Below are 16,476 nucleotides of genomic sequence, written 5' to 3' on the forward strand. Positions count from 1 at the left end.
CCCCCTGGGGTTAAACCCCCTCTTTGTGGGGTGTGGCCCCGGGTTTCCCCCACCCAAACCGCGGGCACGCTTCAGCTGAAGCCCGAAACCCGGATTGCGCTTCGCTCCATCCGGGCTACGAAGAATAAAAAAAGCCCGGCGCTGTTTGACCAGAGCCGGGCTCGAGTGGTGTCAGACCGAGGCTGAGGGGCTATCGGCCTGACGGGAAAGGGCAACGAGACGCCAACTCGCGCAGGGAATGTCCTTCGGTGCGACGGAAATCTCCTTGTCGAAGCGCACCAGCTTCCAGTCGTCAGGATGATTGACGAAGGCGAAGTCCGATTTGCGCGCGAGCGAGATCATGGCCGCGTTGGAGCGCAGCGTGTCGCCGAACATGTGGTCGGCGCCAAGCGCGGCCGCGCGGCATTCGAGATTCTTCATCAGCACGGTGGCGATGCCGTGGCCCTGCCAGCGGTCGGCAACCGACAGACCGAATTCAAGCGTCGCGGTTTCGGCATGCAGTGCGTAGCGCGCTTCGGCGACGATGGTCTCGAAGCCGTCGACCATCATGGTCGCCACCACGGTAAAACGCTCGCGCTCGCCGACCTGGAGGAATTCGTGCAGCAGGCCCTGCGGCAGTTCGCTGATCGCGCCGAAGAAGCGGTTGTAACGGGACCGCGTCGAGAGCGAGCGAAAATAGTGCTGGAGCTCCTCGGTGTCGCGCGGTTCGACGAAGCGAACGCGCAGCGCCTCGCCGTGTCGCGTGCGCAGCGTGTCCGAATACTGCTTCAGATCTTCCAGGCGAAGAGTGCTCATGACACGCGCCCCAAGGGGACCAAAGGGAAAGGGACCGCCGGCGCCCCCACAGTCAGGCGGCGCCGGCCTGGCGGCCAATCAGGCCCGCCAGAAGGGTTTGTCGGCCTCATAGGCCACATCGCTCCAGGACAGCCCGACGTCCTGGAGGTCACGCGCGGACCAGTTGGTGAGCTCACGCCGGGTCCGGTAGCGCTCGTGCCAGACGTGAAGGGTCTCGCCGATCTGGTGGATCAGCCCTGGCGCATGATGATTTGTCATCGAATTCTGGGTCAAAGTAGACATTGTCAGCTCCTGGAGCTAAGTTGACCCCTAATATCGGCTTCCGAGTGCACTGCGACAAACGACAATTTGTACTCTTTCGCATGAAATAACGTCATGTATCCTGCTGCCAGATGACTGCCAGATTGCCCTCCCTGAATGGATTGCGGGCCTTTGAGGCCGCCGCGCGCCATCTCAGCTTCACGCTGGCGGCGTCCGAGCTGAACGTGACCCAGACCGCGATCAGCCATCAGATCCGCAGGCTGGAGGAGGAGCTCGGCATCCGCCTGTTCGTCCGCCAGAACCGCGCGCTGGCGCTGACGGCCGAGGCGCGCGACTATCTGCCAGGCGTCCGCGCCGCCTTCAACGACCTTCGCCTTGCCACCGACCGGCTGCTGCGCAAGGACGACGACAAGGTGCTGACGGTCTCGACGCTGGCCTCGCTTGCCGCAAAATGGCTGCTGCCGCGGCTGACCGATTTCCAGGAGCACCATCCCGGCATCGACGTCCGCATCACCACCTCGACCAGCCTCGTCGACTTCCAGCGCGACAATGTCGATGCCGCGATCCGCTATGGCCGCGGCCAGTGGCCGGGCTTGCGCGCCGACTGGCTGATGGCCGACGAGCTGTTTCCGGTGTGCAGCCCGTCTCTTTTGCGCGGTGACAAGCCGTTGCGCTGTCCCGAGGACCTCAAGAGCCACATGCTGCTGCACACCTCCAACGCCAACAGCGACGACTGGCGGCTGTGGTTGACGGCGGCCGGTCTGCCGGCCGACATCGCCAGGCAGCCCGGCATCACCTTCGACATGATCTTCATGACCGTCCAGGCCGCGATCGACGGCATCGGCGTGGCGATGGGGCGGACCTCCTACGTCCAGGACGACATCGCCAAGGGCCGGCTCGTCGTTCCTTTCAAGATCGCGCTGCCGGCCGATGCCGGCTTCTACCTCGTCGCGCCGGAGGGCCGCCGCGAAGCGCCGAAGCTCGCCGCATTCCGCGACTGGATGATCGCCGCAACGCGGAATAAAGCCTGATATCGTGCCGGCGCATGTCCGGCCACCTGCTTCGCTACAACTCCACCACGACGTAATCGCTCTCGACCTTCACCGTGACAGTCTCGGCGACATACGGCCCCTTCACCACGCTCGCACCCGGCTCGACATGAGCCGGGTAGGCCTTCACGCGGAAGCGGCGGGGGTCGCAGTAAGACTGGCCGGTACGGATGTCGAACTCCCAGCCATGCCAGGGGCAGCGAATGATCTCGCCGAGCTTGGTATATTCGATCTCGCCCGGATCCTTCGATTGCGCGAGCCCGATCAAGGGTCCCTCGCACAGCGCCGCGCCCTGATGCGGGCAGCGGTTCATCAGGCCGAAATATTCACCCTTGATGTTGAAGATTGCGATCGGCCGTCCGTCGATCTCCAGAAATTTTCGCGTGCCGGGCGGAAGCTCATCGACCGCGGCAATCACATGCCGCGCCATCAAGCGATCCCGTACAGCTTCTTCGCATTGCCGAGATAGAACGCCTCGCGGTTGTCGTCACTGACGCCCGCGGGCAACACGCGCGACGGCTCGTCATAATCCCAATGGGGATAGTCGGTGGCGAACAGCAGCCGGTCCCAGCCGATCCACTTGATGACGTCGAACAGATCCTCGCGCCGCTCCGGATCCTCCATCGGCTGCGTCGTCCACCACACCTGCTCGCGGATATATTCCGACGGCGGCCGTTTGACATGCGGCACCTCGCTCCGCAGCCGCTGCCAGACTTTGTCGAGCCGCCACGCCAGCGACGGCGCCCAGCCGAAGCCGGCCTCGATCATCACCATCTTCAATTTCGGGAAGCGCTCGAACACGCCCTCCAAAACAAGGCTCGCCAGCGCCGATTGCTGGCATTGCGAGTGGCCGACCATCTCCTCGATGTAGTAGGAAGGCCAGCCCGACGGCGTGATCGGATTGCCGCCGAAGCCGAAGGCGTGGACGCCGACGGGAAGGCCGGCCTCTTCCGCGGCCTGATAGATCGGCCAGTAGCGGCGCTGGCCGAGCGGCTCGACATTGCGGCTGAGCAGCAGCACCTGGACGAAATTCTTGTCGCCGGCGCGCTCGCGGATTTCCGCGGCGGCCGACAGGCCGTCCTCATTGCCGACGACGATGGACGCCTTCAGCCGCTTGTCCTTGCTGGTCCATTTGTCGATCTGCCAGTCGTTGATCGCCGAGCACAAGGCGGCCGAGAGCTCGTGGTTGCGGATGCCCTGCCCGGTGTTGAGCGGATTGAGCACGCCGAGCTGAACGTTGTTGGGATCGAGCAGCTGCTTCTGCATGAAGGACAGCGAGGAGCCCTGCGGCCCGCCTTCCGGCGGATAGGCGTCGCGGCGCGAGGCGTTGGGTTGGGCCTTCGGATAGGGCGGACCTTCCATCATGCCCTGATAGGCATGGACGCCGTAGACTTCGAGATGATGCTGCCAGCGTTTGGCGAGGTAAGGATAGAGTTCGGCGCGGGTCGCGCGTGCCGGATGGATGTCGCAGTCCGCGATTGCGGTTTTGACGGTCAGTGGGGAAGCGGCTTCGGAGCTTTCGCGGAACTGAATATTCATCGCCTTGCCTCCTTTGGCAGCGGCTAAGTCAGGCGGGGATAGGTCGCATGCGGATTATCGATCATGATCTTGCGCACGAGATCGGGGGTGAGACCTGCGGGCAGCGCCTCCTGGCCGTCGAACTGCCAGTGCGGATAGTCGGTGGAGAATACGACCAATTCGTCCGACTGCATATGATCAAACAGGCGAATTAATGTCGTCTCGTCCGGCGGCGCATCGAATGGCTGTAACGAGAAGCGGATGTTGCTGCGCACAATGTCCAGCGGCGCGCGATCGACCCATGGCGTCTCCATCCGCACCCCACGCCAGAACTTGTGCAGGCGCCACAGAAATGGGGAGATCCAGGACACGCCAGATTCCAGCATCACCATCTTCAGTCGCGGATATTTGGCGAACACGCCCTCGACGATCAGGCTGGTGAGCTGGGTCTGGAACGCCTGGGCCTGACCGGCATAATCCTCGATGTGGTAGGAACCCCAGCCCACGGCGGTCGGCGGATTGTGATAGGCGGAACCGGCATGAATGCCGATCGGTAATTCCAGCCGTTCTGCCGCCTCATAGATCGGCCAGAGCGCGCGCTTTCCGAGCGGCGTATCGCCCATCACCAGCATCAGCACCTGCACGAAGCGGCGATCCGCCGCACAGCGCTCGATCTCGGCGACGGCCTTCTCGACGCTTTGGGTGGGGATCACGATCGAGCCGCGCAGCCGCGGGTCGCGATCGAGCCATTCCTTCACGAGCCAGACGTTCAGTGCGCGGCAGAAGGCGGCCTGCAGATCCTCGGAAAACACCATCTGCACGCCATAGAGCGGATTGCAGATGGCATGCGAGAGCTGAAAGGGATCGAGCACATGGCGCTGCATGTCCGCAAGGCTCTCGCCCGGCTTGCCGCTTTCGGGGCGCCAGTCGGGCCGCGCCGTGATCGGCGAGTTCTGCGGGTAGGATTGCGAGATGAGATCGACCATGCCGCGCGTCGTCACCTGATCGCGCCAATAGTCGTTCAGGTACGGCAGCAGGCTGGTCAGATGCGGCACGGCCGGATGCACATCGCAATCCACCCCGCCAGCGATCAGGGACGCCATGACGTGTCCTTCACGTTTCCTCGTCGCGTCTTCTCGCGGGCGGCGCTTGGCCGCTCCGCCTCTTGACTGCCATTCAAGCAGGCCTGCCCGTTGGCTGCAACTCGGCCAAGGCCGCTGTCATATGCTAGAAAGGCCGAGCTCGGTTGCGAAGGCATAAGGGGTCAAGGAATGAAAGAGCTCGTCGGCGTTGCGGAACAGGTCGCAGCGAAACTGATCGTGCGCAAACAGACAATTGCCGTGGCGGAATCCTCGACCGGCGGCCTGATCTCGGCCAGCCTTCTCGCGGTACCCGGCGCGTCCGCTTATTTCCTCGGCGGCGCCGTGGTCTACACCCGCGATGCCAGGCGCGTGCTGATGGATATTTCGGACGAAGGAATGAAGGGCTTTCGTTCCTCGTCGGAGCCCTACGCGCAACTGTTGGCCGAGCGGATGCGCAGCCGTTTCAACTGCGACTGGGGCCTGTCCGAGACCGGCGCGTCCGGTCCCACCGGCAATCGCTACGGCGATGCGGCGGGCCACAGCTGCATGGCGGTTGCCGGGCCCGCAGTTGAGGTGATGACACTGGAGACGTGCAGCAACGACCGCTTGGCCAATATGCAGATGTTTGCGGCGACAGCGCTGAAATTGCTGCTGAAGAATCTGGAGCAGTGACCTGGCGCGCCGTCGCAACGACGAACGCATCAATCGTCGAACATCTTCGGCGGCACGAACCCGCCGAACTCGCGTTCGATCAGCTCGGCGAGCTTGAGCGGCGTCCGGTCCTCGAGGAAGGGCCCGATGATCTGCACGCCGACCGGCAGCCCGTCCTTCGACAGGCCGAGTGGAACAGCCGTTGCCGGCAGGCCCGTCAGCGTGGCAATGCCGGGCCACGCAAGCTGGTCCGGATAGGCGTGGTCCTTGCCGTCGATATTGATCCGGCGCTTTTCCTGCTCCGGCGAATTATCATGCGGATAGGCCGGCGTGGGCATGATCGGACAGATCACCGCATCGAATGTCCTGAACAGGTGTCGCCATTGCGCGCGTAGGCCGGCGCGGGCGCCTTCGTCGAACACCCAGGCCTGATGCGTGCTGGTGATACCACGCAGCCGTTCGGCAGCGAGGCTCTTGTCGTCGGGCGAGAGCTGCGCTGCACCGGCACGCGCGCCCGCGAGATCGTCCGGCGGAAGGAAGGCGCCGAGGAAGCTCATCAGCATGCGCATGTAGAGGCGAGAGGCATCGGTGAAGTCGGGAAACAGAGGGCTTTCCCGCGTGATGCTTGCACCTGCGCCCGCCAATTGTTTCGCCAGCTTCTCGATCGTGCTGCGAATATCGGCATTCGCAGGCAGCAGCGGATGGCTGTCGATCACCAGCACGCGGAAATCCTTCAGCGCGCGGTGTCGCGCCTCCGGCAGCGCGAGCTTGTATCCGATGCCCAGGTCCAACGGATCGGGGCCTGCCATCACGTCCAGGAGCAGGGGCAGGTCGACTGCGCTCCGCGCCATCGGACCGATCACCGCCATGTCGCGCTCCATCGGGATGGCCGGAAAGGGCGGCGGCGTGTGGCCGCGCGTTGGACAGAGATTGTAGGTCGGCTTGTGCGCATAGACCCCGCAGTGGAAGGCGGGCACGCGCAGCGAGCCGCCGATGTCGGACCCGAGCGAGAGTGGTCCATAGCCCGTCGCGAGCGCCGCAGACGAGCCGCCCGACGAGCCACCCGGCGTGCGGCCGAGATCGAATGGATTGTTGGTCGTACCGTAGATCTCGTTGTAGCTCTGCCAATCAGCTAACCCTACGGGCACGTTGGTCTTGCCGAGGATAACGCCACCGGCCTCCTTCACCCGGGCGATCGACAGCGCATCCTCCGGCGGCCTGAAATCTTTCTGCGGCGTCCAGCCCCAGCTCGTGGGCAGGCCGGCGATGTTGAAGGATTCCTTGATCGTCATCGGCAGGCCGAGCAGCGGCTTGCGCTCGCCGCGCGCCAATGCGGCGTCCGCCTCGCGTGCGGCGTCCAGCGCGCGATCAAAATCCCGCACGCAGATCGCATTGACCTTGCCGTCGTGCCGTTCGATGCGATCGATCGCATCGCGGGTGAGCTCGACCGCGGAAACCTTCTTGGCGGTCAACGCGGCCGACAGTTCGACCGCGCTCTTGAAGCTCCATTCGGATTTGGCCATGGCGCATCTCCTGTTCTTCTTGTCGAACGATGATGCGCAGTTTGGCGGAAGGCCGCAACGGTTGTTTGATCGCGATTGCTGTGCCGCTAGCTGTCATCGCCCGGCTTGACCGGGCGATCCAGTACGCCGAGACGGCTGTGATTGAAACGATAGGCCGCGGCGTACTGGATGCCCCGCCTTCGCGGGGCATGACGCCAGGAGTGGAGGCCTACGCCGCTCCGATCAAAATCCCCACCGCCAGCACGATCGCGCCGCCGAGCACGATCTGGAACACGGCCTGGAGGAACGGCGTGTCCATGTAGCGCGCGCGGATGAAGGCGATCGCCCACAATTCGAAGAACACGACAATTCCGGCAATTCCGGTGGCGATCCAGAATGCGTTGGCCCAGCTGTCGGGCACGAGATAGGGCAGGGTGTGCCCAAGCCCGCCGAGCGTCGTCATCAAGCCGCAGGTGAGACCGCGCAGCCAGGGCGAACCACGTCCGGTTAGCGAGCCGTCGTCGGACAGCGCTTCCGCAAAACCCATGCTGATGCCGGCACCGATCGAGGCGGCGAGGCCGACCAGAAATGTTTGCCAATTCTGATGCGTGGCGAAGGCAGCCGCAAACAGCGGCGCCAGCGTCGAAACCGAGCCGTCCATCAGGCCGGCGAGACCTGGCTGCACATATTGCAGCACGAACATGCGCCGGTTGGTGCGGTCTTCCTCGGCGCGCACGTCTGAACTCAGGATCTGGTCTGTCAGCTTCGCCGCCACCTCTTCGTGGCCTTTCTCGGCTTCGGCCAGATCGCCGAGCAGGCGGCGCACGCCGACATCTTGCGCCTGTTCAGCGGCCTTCACGTAAAAGCGCTCGGCCTGCAATTCCATTGTCTCGACTTCCCTGCGGATGGTGTCGAGCGGCAGGTTTTTGGTGAGCCAGACCGGACGGCGGCGCAGGAAGCCTTTGACATCCTCGCGGCGGATCGGGGGCAAATGCGGACCGAAGCGCTGCTCGTACATTTCCAGCAGCATGTGGCGATGGCCGCGCTCTTCCTCGGCCATCTGCTCGAAGATCTTGGCGGAGTCCGGATAGCGCTCCTTCAGGTCTTCGGCGAAGCTCATGTAGATGCGGCTGTCCTCCTCCTCGGAGGAGATCGCGACCGCAAGCACCTCGCGTTCGGTCAGATCGGCAAAATTCTTCACGGCGGCCCTGTCTGATTAGTTTAGAACAATTCTAAACTATATAGGGCGCTTGGGTTCCCGGGTCAAACCACGCCGCGGCTCTTTGCTAGGAAATCGAGTAGCAGTCGGCTTACCTCGGCCGGCTGCTCCTGCTGCACCCAGTGACCGGCGCCGTCGACGAGGCGGCAGCCGAGCAGCTTCGTGCAGGCCCGCGCCTGCATGGCCTCGAACACGCCGGGACGCTGGTAGGTGCCCCAATCCTGCTTGCCCGAGATGAAGCAGGAGGGGACGTCGATGGTGCGGCCGGCTAGCAACTGGAGCTGGTTGTTGAACGCACCCGATGTGCCGCAGCGATACCATTGCAGGCCGCCCTGGAATCCAGTGCGGCCATATTCGGCGCTGTAGTAGCCGAGCTCGCGGTCGGGCAGCCATTGATTGGCGGCGATCGCGGACGGCGAGGGCATCTCCTTTGCGACCGTCTCGGCCATGGTCTCGTTCAGGTCCATCACATAATAGGTCGGCAGCTTCGCAAGCTCATTCGCCGACCAGGACTTCAGCGGATATGGCTTGTTGTCGGTCCAGTCCGCGCTCTTATGGTGATAGTAGGCCCGCAGGAAATCATGCACGCCCTGCGCCGCGCGGTGCATGTCGGCATTGGCCGGGCGTGTCGCATAGTACCACTGATAATGCTTGCGTGGACGCGGCAAGGCGGCGAGCTCGCGATGCACGGGGTCTTCGGACGGTGGCTTTGCCGGCGCGTCGATCGTGTTGAACGGCAGCGGCGGCGCTCCGCCGAACGGCGCGCTCATCATCGCCACCGAACGGAACACGTCGGGCCGCATCAGCGCGCACCAGGCCGCGACTGGGCTGCCGAAATCATGTCCGACCACATCGACCTGCCTGTACCCGAAAGCCGACACCAGCCCGAGCGCATCCCGCACCAGGTTGAAGAGCGAAAACGGCGCGAGGTCGCCGTCATACTCCGCACTCCATCCCGTCGTCCGGCCATAGCCGCGCTGGTCCGGGGCGATCACGTGATAGCCGGCCGAGCTGAGCGCCGGCATCACCTTGCGCCAGGAGAAGGCTAGCTCGGGAAAGCCGTGCAGCAGCAGGATGCAGGGCCGCCCCTTGGTCTCGAAGCCGGCCTCCAGCACATGCATGCGCAAGCCGTTGATATCGTCGACATAGCGTGAGCGGATGCCGGCGGGGAGAGGGATCTCGGGGAGGTCGGTCATTGCTTTCTCCACACGGGTGGAATCGTAGGGTGGGCAAAGGCGCGCTTCGCGCGCCGTGCCCATCATCATTCTATAACGCGTTTGGCATGGTGGGCACGCTTCGCTTTGCCCACCCTACGGGATATCGGCTAGATCACACCGCCGCGCAGACGAAGCCGCTGCCCTTGCGCCGGATCTTCCCCGCCGAAGGCGAGGGGAAATGCGCGGTGCAGCACAGCGTGTCGGTGTCGCAATAGCGTTCCAGGAAGCTGCGGCGCGTTGCTGCCGCCCTGGCCTGATCGAGGTCGAACTTGACCGACAGCTCCGGATAGAGCGTCTGGATCGGCGAGTGCATGAGGTCGCCGGAGAGCACAGCGTCGTCCTTGCCGTGTCCCATGGTGATGGCGATATGGCCCGGCGTGTGGCCCGGCGTCGGCAGAATACGAACGTGGTCGCCGATCTGGTGATCGTTGCCGACGAGCTCGTGGCGTTTGGCCTCGACCACCGGCAGCACGCTGTCCACGAAGGGCGGCACTTCTGCCTTCGCGTTCTGCTCGGTCCAATGATCGAATTCCTGCTTGGCGAAGACGTAGCGCGCGTTGGGGAAAGTCGGCACCCAGCGGCCGTTCTCCAGCCGCGTGTTCCAGCCGACGTGATCGACATGCAGATGCGTGCACATCACGAAGTCGATGTCGTCAGGCGAGAATCCGGCAGCGTTGAGTCCGCGCAGATAGGTGTCGTCGGTCTTCATGTTCCATTTCGGACGCTGCGGCCGCGGCTTGTCGTTGCCGATGCAGCTGTCGACCAGAATGGTGTGGTGCGGCGTCTTGATCACATAGGACTGGAAGCACAGCATCAACGTGTCGCTGTCATCCAGGGCTTTCGCCTGCCTCATCCACGCCCGGTTCTCAGCCAGCAGCTCCGGTGTCAGCCCCGGCAACATCTCCAGCGCCGGCACGAACGAGGTTTCCTGCTCGACGACGCGATGGATGGTGAGGTCGCCAACCGCGTATTTCAGGCTCATGCTCGCTTCCTTGCACTCAGCGTGCGTCACGCACGGATGGAATGACGATGTTGGAGAGGACGTCGATCGCGGCCAGCCCTTCCTTCGGCTGGCCGTATTGGGCAGCGGTGGTCATCATGACGAGATCAAGCTCGGGCACGATGAAAATGCGTTGTCCGCCCCAGCCGAAGGCGCCAACCCATTTGATTTCCCTCCCGCCGGCCAGCGAGCGGCCCATCCACCATTGATAGCCGTAGAACAGCGTGCCGCCGAAATAGCCGATCGCCTGGAAGCGCGGTGCGATCGATTGTGCAATCCAATCGGCCGAGACGATTTGTTGGCCGTTCCACTGGCCGCGATCGAGCACGAGCTGGCCGAGCTTGGCGGCATCTCGCGGACGCAAGCGCAGGCCGGCGGCCGCCGCGATCTTGCCGTTCTTCGGGTAGGCCTTCCACACGAAATCGGCGATCCCGAGCCGCTGGAACAGCGCCTCGCGCGCAAACGTCTCCAGCGGCTTGCCCGAGACGCGTTCAAGGATATTGCCGAGCAGTTCAGTCCCGCCGCCATTATAGGTCCAGAGCACATCCGGCGGCGCGGCGACCGGCCTTCCGAGCACATAATCAATCGGATCGGCTTCAAAGGTGAGATGCGGCTCGTCGTTGTTCGGATCGGTCCATGCCCGCGCCTCGTCCCATTTCATTCCCGAGGACATCGTCAGCAGATGGCGCAGCGTGATGGCCTCCCAGCCCGCCTGCTTCACCGCCTGATGGTCGGGGAAGAATTTGAGCACAGGTTCGTCGACGCCTTCGATCAGCTTGCGATCGATCGCGATACCGATGAGCAGCGAAACGACACTCTTCGATGCCGAACGCATGTCGTGCTTCGTCGTCGCGGTGAATTCGTGCTGGCCTTCCGGTTGTCCCCAGGGTTGATCGTAGCCGGCGAAGTATTGCTCGAAGACGAGCTTGCCGTGGCGCGCCACGACAACCGAATGAACCGAAGTCGCGCGTTGTTCGAGTCGTGCGGCGATCCCGCAAAGTTTTGCGCCGTCCATGCCGACGCTGTCGGGCGACGCAGTCGTCCAGCCGTCGTCGGTTGACGATGGCGGCTCGCAGGCGAGGTTTCGCTGTCCAGGCACCATGCCGTCGGCTTGCACGGAAGTGGTTGAGACGGTCAACGCGAGCATGAGGCTCGCGCCGAGAATGCTGAGGCGGGGGAAGCGATCGCGCATCATCCTTCTCCCCGCAGTCGCGATACTACGCCGCCGGCGGCACCGAGATCTTCACGGAGGGCCGCTCCAGCATCTTCTGGTGGAACGCGTCGAGCTTCGGATAGGCCTTGCGCCAGCCGCAATCGGCAAAGCGGAAGTCGGCATAGCCGAGCACGCAGACGAGGCCGATCTGCGAGATGTCGAAGGGGCCGTTCAGCACCTCGGGCATGTTCTCGAAGCGCGCCATTCCGGTCCAGGCCCGGTTCCAATGGTCGTCCGACCACGCCTGCCATTGCAGGCCCTGCGGCCGCACCATCTTCTCGTAGCGGCACAGCAGCATGGAATCGAGCATGCCGTTGATCAGGGCGTGATTGGTCTTGGCCTTCCAGCGCCGCGGACCGTAATCGGGGATCAGGCTGCCGCCGGCCATCTCGTTGAGATATTCGACGATGACGTAGGAGTCCAATATGACATCGCCGTCATTGGTGATCAGCACCGGCAGCTTCTTCAGCGGCGTGATCTTCGAATAGTCCTCGTTGGCCGTACCGGGCGCGACGGCTGCCGGCGTGAACTCGATCTTGTCGATCAGCCCGAGCTCGATTGCGGCGATGCGCACCTTGCGGGCGAAGGGCGAGGCGGGGGAGAAGGTGAGCTTCATGGCGAGTATCCAAAAAAATGAAAGTTTTAGTTCGTCATTGCGAGGAGCACTTGCGACGAAGCAATCCAGACTGTCTCCGCGGATGGATTACTGGATTGCTTCGCTTCGCTCGCAATGACGGGGAGAGGGCCACGGCTTACGCCGCGACGATCTCCTGGCGCTGCTCGCCGAGGCCCTCGATGCCGAGCGTGATGACGTCGCCGACATTGAGGAAGGTCGGCGGCTTCATGCCGAGGCCGACGCCGGGCGGGGTGCCCGTCGTGATGATGTCGCCCGGCAGCAGCGTCATGAACTGCGAGACATAGGAGATGCACTTGGCCATCGAGAAGATCATGGTCTTGGTCGAGCCGGTCTGGCGGCGCTGGCCGTTGACGTCGAGCCACATCGGCAGGTTCTGCACGTCCTTGATCTCGTCCTTGGTGGCGAGCCAGGGGCCGAGCGGGCCGAACGTGTCGTGCGACTTGCCCTTGGTCCACTGACCCAGGCGCTCGATCTGGAAGGCGCGCTCGGAGACGTCGTTGCAGACGCAGTAACCGGCGACGTGGTTGAGCGCGTCGGCTTCAGAGACGTATTTTGCGCGCGTGCCGATGATCGCGGCGATCTCGACCTCCCAGTCGAGCTTGGTCGAGCCGCGCGGCTTCTCGATGGCGTCGTTCGGGCCGGACAGCGAGGTGTTGGCCTTCATGAAAATGATCGGCTCGCTCGGGATCTCCGCGCCGGTCTCCTTGGCGTGGTCGCTGTAGTTGAGGCCGATCGCCACGAATTTCGACATGCCGGTGACGGGGGCGCCGAACCGCGGCTTACCGGAGACGGCGGGCAGCGAGGCGGGATCGAGCGCCGCCAGCTTCTTCAGGCTCTCGGGCGAATAGGCCTCGCCGGTCAGGTCCTTCACATGCGCCGACAGGTCCCGCAACTGGCCGGATTTGTCGATCAGGCCGGGCTTTTCCGCACCCTTCTCGCCATAACGAACAAGCTTCATTCTCGTTTCTCCCTGGAATGGACCGATCGGTTGAACAGCTTCATGGAACAGGGCGGCGGGAAATTCAACCGCTCATAGAGGGGCGCATTGCAGCCCTCTCAATTCGGGAGGTTCGTCCGGGGCACGAGACTAGGCCAGCGCCTCGAACCTGAATGCGTCCCTGTCCCGCTTGATATGCCCGGCCGAAAAATGCCCGCCGATCACCAGCGTCGGGGTGTCGGCAAACCGGCCGAACAATTTGCGCCGCGTCGTAGCCGATTGGCTTTGGTCGGAATCCGCGGTCGAGGACCAGCCGAGATGCGCCATCTGGCAGGGATGATGGGCGACGTCGCCCGTCAGCAGTCCCTGCTCGCCTCCCGACTGGATCAGAATGCTCATATGCCCGGGGCTGTGGCCGGGGGTTGGGATCATGCTGATCTCGTCGCTGAGCCGGTGGTCGCTCGCGACCAACTCGGCCCGGTCTGCATCGACGATCGGCTCCACGGAATCGCCAAACACGGCCTGCTTGTCCGGCTCGGTGGAATGGTCGCGCCAATGCTCATACTCGGTCTTGCCGAAGACATAGCGCGCGTTGGGGAAGGTCGGCACCCATTTGCCGTCGACCCATTTCGTGTTCCAGCCGACATGGTCGACATGAAGATGCGTGCACAGCACGGTATCGATGCTGTCAGGGGGAAAGCCCGCCGCAATCATCGTCTCCAGGAACGGCGTGGTGCGATTGTTCCAGGTCGGGACGTTGCGGCCCTGCTTGTCGTTGCCAAGCCCGGTATCGACAACGATGCGGCGCGTCGGCGTCTCCACCACCAGCGAATGGATTGACATTTTCAGCCGGCCCTCTTCGGTGGCGAAATGCGGGATCAGCCAGGGCAGCTTCTGGATTTCTGCATTGCTCGCCAAGGGCAGAATGAAGCGGGTCGAGCCGACCGTCTCCAATTCCACGACCTCAGTGATTTTGACCCTGCCGACCTTCCACTGCATCCGGCGCATCCTCATGTTCTTGCTTTGGCGGGGAACATGCGCAGTTTCGCTGTCAGGCGCAATGGATCATCTGACGCGGTGCGGCGTTATCGCGGGAACCCAGGGAAAGACAAAGGGCCAGCCATGCCAGAGCTTGCGATTTCCGCGGAGAAGGTCGCCTTCATCATCGAAAAGGCGCGTGAATTCGACGTCAAGCAGGCGGATTCCGATCCGGATTCCGGCTCGAACGCGACTGATGACGATGCGGTCGACGTCCTCGAGGATGACGGCTCCGATCCGGTCGTCAACGAGCTCGGAAGTTTCATCGTGGCCATGAACGAGGACGAGCAGATCGATCTCGTCACACTGACCTGGCTCGGCCGCGGCGACGGCACGATCGACGATTGGGACGATTTGCGCGCACGCGCGGTGGAGGCGCGCGCCGAGTATCGCAGTCCCCGGCGCGAGACGGCGCATTATCTGCTCGGTGAGCCGATGCTGGGCGATCTGCTCGCCGACGGGCTCGACGAATTCGGCGTCGACTGGACCGACGGAAACCCAGTCGCCGATTCATCCAGTCCGAGCCAGCGGGACGAAGACGAGCCCACCAAGCAACAGCGGTGATTCCGGCCGATATCAGCGCGCGCAGTCAACGACCACGGTGCCGAGCTTGTCGCCTTTCTCGACGGCGATATGGGCCTGCGCCGTCTCCGACAGCGCAAACTGCGCCGCGACATTGTGGATTCGCGGCCCCGCCGCCAGCCATTTCGAGATGTCGGCCTGCGCCGCCGCAAGCAGCGCCGGCGGCAGCGCGAACAAGACGAGCGAGCGGAGCGTGATGCACTTTTCCATCAACTCGCGTAGCGGCACGGTCGGCGTGCGGTTGCCATTCGTGGCGTAGACCGCGATGGTCGAATTCATGGCCATCAACTTCAGCGTCGTCGCAATGTTGCCGCCGAAATCGACATCGACCAAGTGGTCGACCCCGCGTCCGCCGGTGAAGGCCATCGCCTTGGCAACGACATCTTCGTCCCTGTAATTGACCACGAGATCGGCACCGGCTTGTCGCGCCTGCTCGCCTTTCATCGCCGAGCTGACGGTCGCGATCACCTGCGCGCCGCCCCATTTCGCGAGTTGCACGGCGTAATGCCCGACGGCACCCGCGCCGCCGGTGACCAGCACGGTCTTGCCGACGATCGGCCCGTCCGCAAACAGGGAGCACCACGCCGTCATTGCGGGAATGCCCAGCGTCGCGCCTTCCGCAAAAGAGAGATTGTCCGGCAGCGGCGTCACCAGGTGCTCGGCAAGCGCGATATGTTCGGCCGCGGTGCCAAAGGCGCGGCCGTTGCGCTGGCCGTTGAACAGCCAGACCCTGTCGCCGATCTTGAACCCCGTCGCGCCATCGCCGATCTGGTCGATAAAGCCCGCGCCATCGCTGTTCGGAATGACACGCGAAAATTCCTTCGCGCGATAGCTGCCCCCGCGCCGGCCGACATCGGCCGGATTGACGCCGGAGGCTTCCAGTCGAACACGAACTTCGCCTGGACCTGCGACCGGCGTCGCCATCTCACCATAGGTGAGGACGTCCGCCGCCGGTCCTGTCTCCTCGTACCAGACTGCTCTCACAGCGTTCCTGGGAATGCACCGCCATCGAGCAGAAGGTTCTGCCCGGTGATGAAGCCCGCCTTGGCGCCGCACAGGAAGGCGCAGGCGTAGCCGAACTCGTCGGGGTCGCCGAAGCGGCCCGCGGGATTGAGCTTGGCGCGCTCGGCCAGAACCTGGTCCGGCGTGATGCCGCGCTTCTCGGATTCGCCTTTCGCGGTGCTGCGCAGGCGGTCGGTCTCGAACGGGCCCGGCAGCAGGCCGTTGATGGTGACGTTGTTGATCACGGTCTTGCGCGACAGGCCGGCAATGAAGCCGGTGAGGCCGGCGCGCGCTCCGTTGGAGAGACCGAGAATGTCGATCGGCGCCTTCACCGCGGCCGAGGTGATGTTGACGATGCGGCCGAATTTGCGCGTCATCATGCCGTCCACGGTCGATTTGATCAGCTCGATCGGGGTCAGCATGTTGGCGTCGATCGCCTTGATCCAGTCGTCGCGGGTCCAGTTGCGGAAATCGCCGGGCGGCGGTCCGCCGGCATTGTTGATCAGGATATCCGGCTCCGGGCAGGCCTTCAGCACGGCCTCGCGGCCCGCCGGCGTCGTGATGTCGCCGACGATCTCGGTGACGGTCACATCAGGATAGGCCTTGCGGATGTCGTCGGCCGTCTTCTTCAGGGCCTCGGCGCCGCGCGCGGTCAGCGTGACGTGAACGCCGGCCTCGGCCAGCGAGATGGCGCAGGCGCGTCCGAGGCCTTTGCTGGATGCGCAGACGATGGCGCGGCGACCTTTGATCCCAAGATCCACTGTTTCACTCCC

General features: G+C 63.9%; 18 protein-coding genes. 3 read left to right on the forward strand and 15 right to left on the reverse strand.

Annotation, left to right across the window (positions count from 1 at the left end; translation table 11 throughout):
- Positions 1–171 precede the first annotated feature (171 nt).
- Together AC0L30_RS07025 and AC0L30_RS07030 are read right to left on the reverse strand one after the other, a co-directional pair.
- Entirely contained in the window at positions 172–795 is a 624-nt protein-coding gene (locus AC0L30_RS07025; RefSeq protein ID WP_354159605.1) for a GNAT family N-acetyltransferase, read from the reverse strand.
- A gap of 78 nt (positions 796–873) precedes the next feature.
- Entirely contained in the window at positions 874–1,077 is a 204-nt protein-coding gene (locus tag AC0L30_RS07030) for a DUF1127 domain-containing protein (protein ID WP_007599575.1), read from the reverse strand.
- A gap of 110 nt (positions 1,078–1,187) precedes the next feature.
- Between AC0L30_RS07030 and AC0L30_RS07035 the strand changes: the two genes are divergently transcribed.
- Positions 1,188–2,087, forward strand: a complete 900-nt coding sequence (locus AC0L30_RS07035) for a transcriptional regulator GcvA (RefSeq protein ID WP_354200490.1) — start codon at positions 1,188–1,190, stop codon at positions 2,085–2,087.
- Between the two features lie 34 nt (positions 2,088–2,121).
- Here AC0L30_RS07035 and AC0L30_RS07040 read toward each other — a convergent pair whose 3' ends face one another.
- Genes AC0L30_RS07040 through AC0L30_RS07050 form a run of 3 tightly spaced genes read right to left on the reverse strand, consistent with a single transcriptional unit; the run spans position 2,122 to position 4,726 of the window.
- Positions 2,122–2,535, reverse strand: a complete 414-nt coding sequence (locus AC0L30_RS07040; RefSeq protein WP_354200489.1) for a Rieske (2Fe-2S) protein — start codon at positions 2,533–2,535, stop codon at positions 2,122–2,124.
- Entirely contained in the window at positions 2,535–3,644 is a 1,110-nt protein-coding gene (locus AC0L30_RS07045) for an amidohydrolase family protein (protein WP_354200488.1), read from the reverse strand. The genes AC0L30_RS07040 and AC0L30_RS07045 overlap by 1 nt, the downstream gene beginning before the upstream one ends.
- A gap of 23 nt (positions 3,645–3,667) precedes the next feature.
- Positions 3,668–4,726, reverse strand: a complete 1,059-nt coding sequence (locus AC0L30_RS07050) for an amidohydrolase family protein (RefSeq protein WP_354200487.1) — start codon at positions 4,724–4,726, stop codon at positions 3,668–3,670.
- Between the two features lie 168 nt (positions 4,727–4,894).
- Between AC0L30_RS07050 and AC0L30_RS07055 the strand changes: the two genes are divergently transcribed.
- A complete protein-coding gene (locus AC0L30_RS07055; protein WP_354200486.1) occupies positions 4,895–5,377 on the forward strand; it encodes a CinA family protein in 483 nt (160 codons plus the stop codon).
- Positions 5,378–5,406: 29 nt separating this feature from the next.
- Here AC0L30_RS07055 and AC0L30_RS07060 read toward each other — a convergent pair whose 3' ends face one another.
- The 8 genes from AC0L30_RS07060 to AC0L30_RS07095 all read right to left on the reverse strand — a co-directional run bounded on the left by AC0L30_RS07060 (position 5,407) and on the right by AC0L30_RS07095 (position 14,080).
- Positions 5,407–6,879, reverse strand: a complete 1,473-nt coding sequence (locus AC0L30_RS07060; protein ID WP_473404084.1) for an amidase — start codon at positions 6,877–6,879, stop codon at positions 5,407–5,409.
- A gap of 208 nt (positions 6,880–7,087) precedes the next feature.
- Entirely contained in the window at positions 7,088–8,059 is a 972-nt protein-coding gene (gene mbfA / locus AC0L30_RS07065) for an iron exporter MbfA (protein WP_219682962.1), read from the reverse strand.
- A gap of 62 nt (positions 8,060–8,121) precedes the next feature.
- The gene (locus AC0L30_RS07070; RefSeq protein ID WP_354200483.1) at positions 8,122–9,273 is read right to left on the reverse strand and encodes an alpha/beta hydrolase; all 1,152 of its coding nucleotides are present in this window, start codon (positions 9,271–9,273) and stop codon (positions 8,122–8,124) included.
- Positions 9,274–9,406: 133 nt separating this feature from the next.
- Positions 9,407–10,276 (reverse strand): MBL fold metallo-hydrolase, encoded by an 870-nt coding sequence (locus tag AC0L30_RS07075; protein ID WP_473404085.1) that lies wholly within the window; start codon positions 10,274–10,276, stop codon positions 9,407–9,409.
- Between the two features lie 16 nt (positions 10,277–10,292).
- Positions 10,293–11,486 (reverse strand): serine hydrolase domain-containing protein, encoded by a 1,194-nt coding sequence (locus tag AC0L30_RS07080; protein ID WP_354200481.1) that lies wholly within the window; start codon positions 11,484–11,486, stop codon positions 10,293–10,295.
- A 25-nt stretch (positions 11,487–11,511) separates the two neighbouring features.
- Positions 11,512–12,123: a glutathione S-transferase family protein gene (locus AC0L30_RS07085; RefSeq protein WP_007599593.1), complete on the reverse strand. Its 612-nt coding sequence runs from the start codon at positions 12,121–12,123 to the stop codon at positions 11,512–11,514.
- Positions 12,124–12,259: 136 nt separating this feature from the next.
- Positions 12,260–13,102 carry a fumarylacetoacetate hydrolase family protein gene (locus AC0L30_RS07090; RefSeq protein WP_018457567.1) on the reverse strand — a complete coding sequence of 281 codons (843 nt, stop codon included), beginning with the start codon at positions 13,100–13,102 and terminating at the stop codon, positions 12,260–12,262.
- Positions 13,103–13,231: 129 nt separating this feature from the next.
- The gene (locus AC0L30_RS07095) at positions 13,232–14,080 is read right to left on the reverse strand and encodes an MBL fold metallo-hydrolase (protein WP_473404086.1); all 849 of its coding nucleotides are present in this window, start codon (positions 14,078–14,080) and stop codon (positions 13,232–13,234) included.
- Between the two features lie 123 nt (positions 14,081–14,203).
- On the opposite strand from AC0L30_RS07095, the gene AC0L30_RS07100 reads away from it, so the two are divergent.
- Complete coding sequence (locus tag AC0L30_RS07100; RefSeq protein ID WP_354200478.1) at positions 14,204–14,683, forward strand: DUF3775 domain-containing protein; 480 nt, start codon at positions 14,204–14,206, stop codon at positions 14,681–14,683.
- A gap of 12 nt (positions 14,684–14,695) precedes the next feature.
- Here AC0L30_RS07100 and AC0L30_RS07105 read toward each other — a convergent pair whose 3' ends face one another.
- Both AC0L30_RS07105 and AC0L30_RS07110 read right to left on the reverse strand, forming a co-directional pair.
- Entirely contained in the window at positions 14,696–15,685 is a 990-nt protein-coding gene (locus tag AC0L30_RS07105; protein ID WP_354200477.1) for an NADPH:quinone reductase, read from the reverse strand.
- Complete coding sequence (locus AC0L30_RS07110) at positions 15,682–16,464, reverse strand: SDR family oxidoreductase (protein WP_007599602.1); 783 nt, start codon at positions 16,462–16,464, stop codon at positions 15,682–15,684. The genes AC0L30_RS07105 and AC0L30_RS07110 overlap by 4 nt, the downstream gene beginning before the upstream one ends.
- Between the last annotated feature and the right edge of the window lie 12 nt (positions 16,465–16,476).

Source organism: Bradyrhizobium sp. MI1.11, from assembly GCF_055811255.1.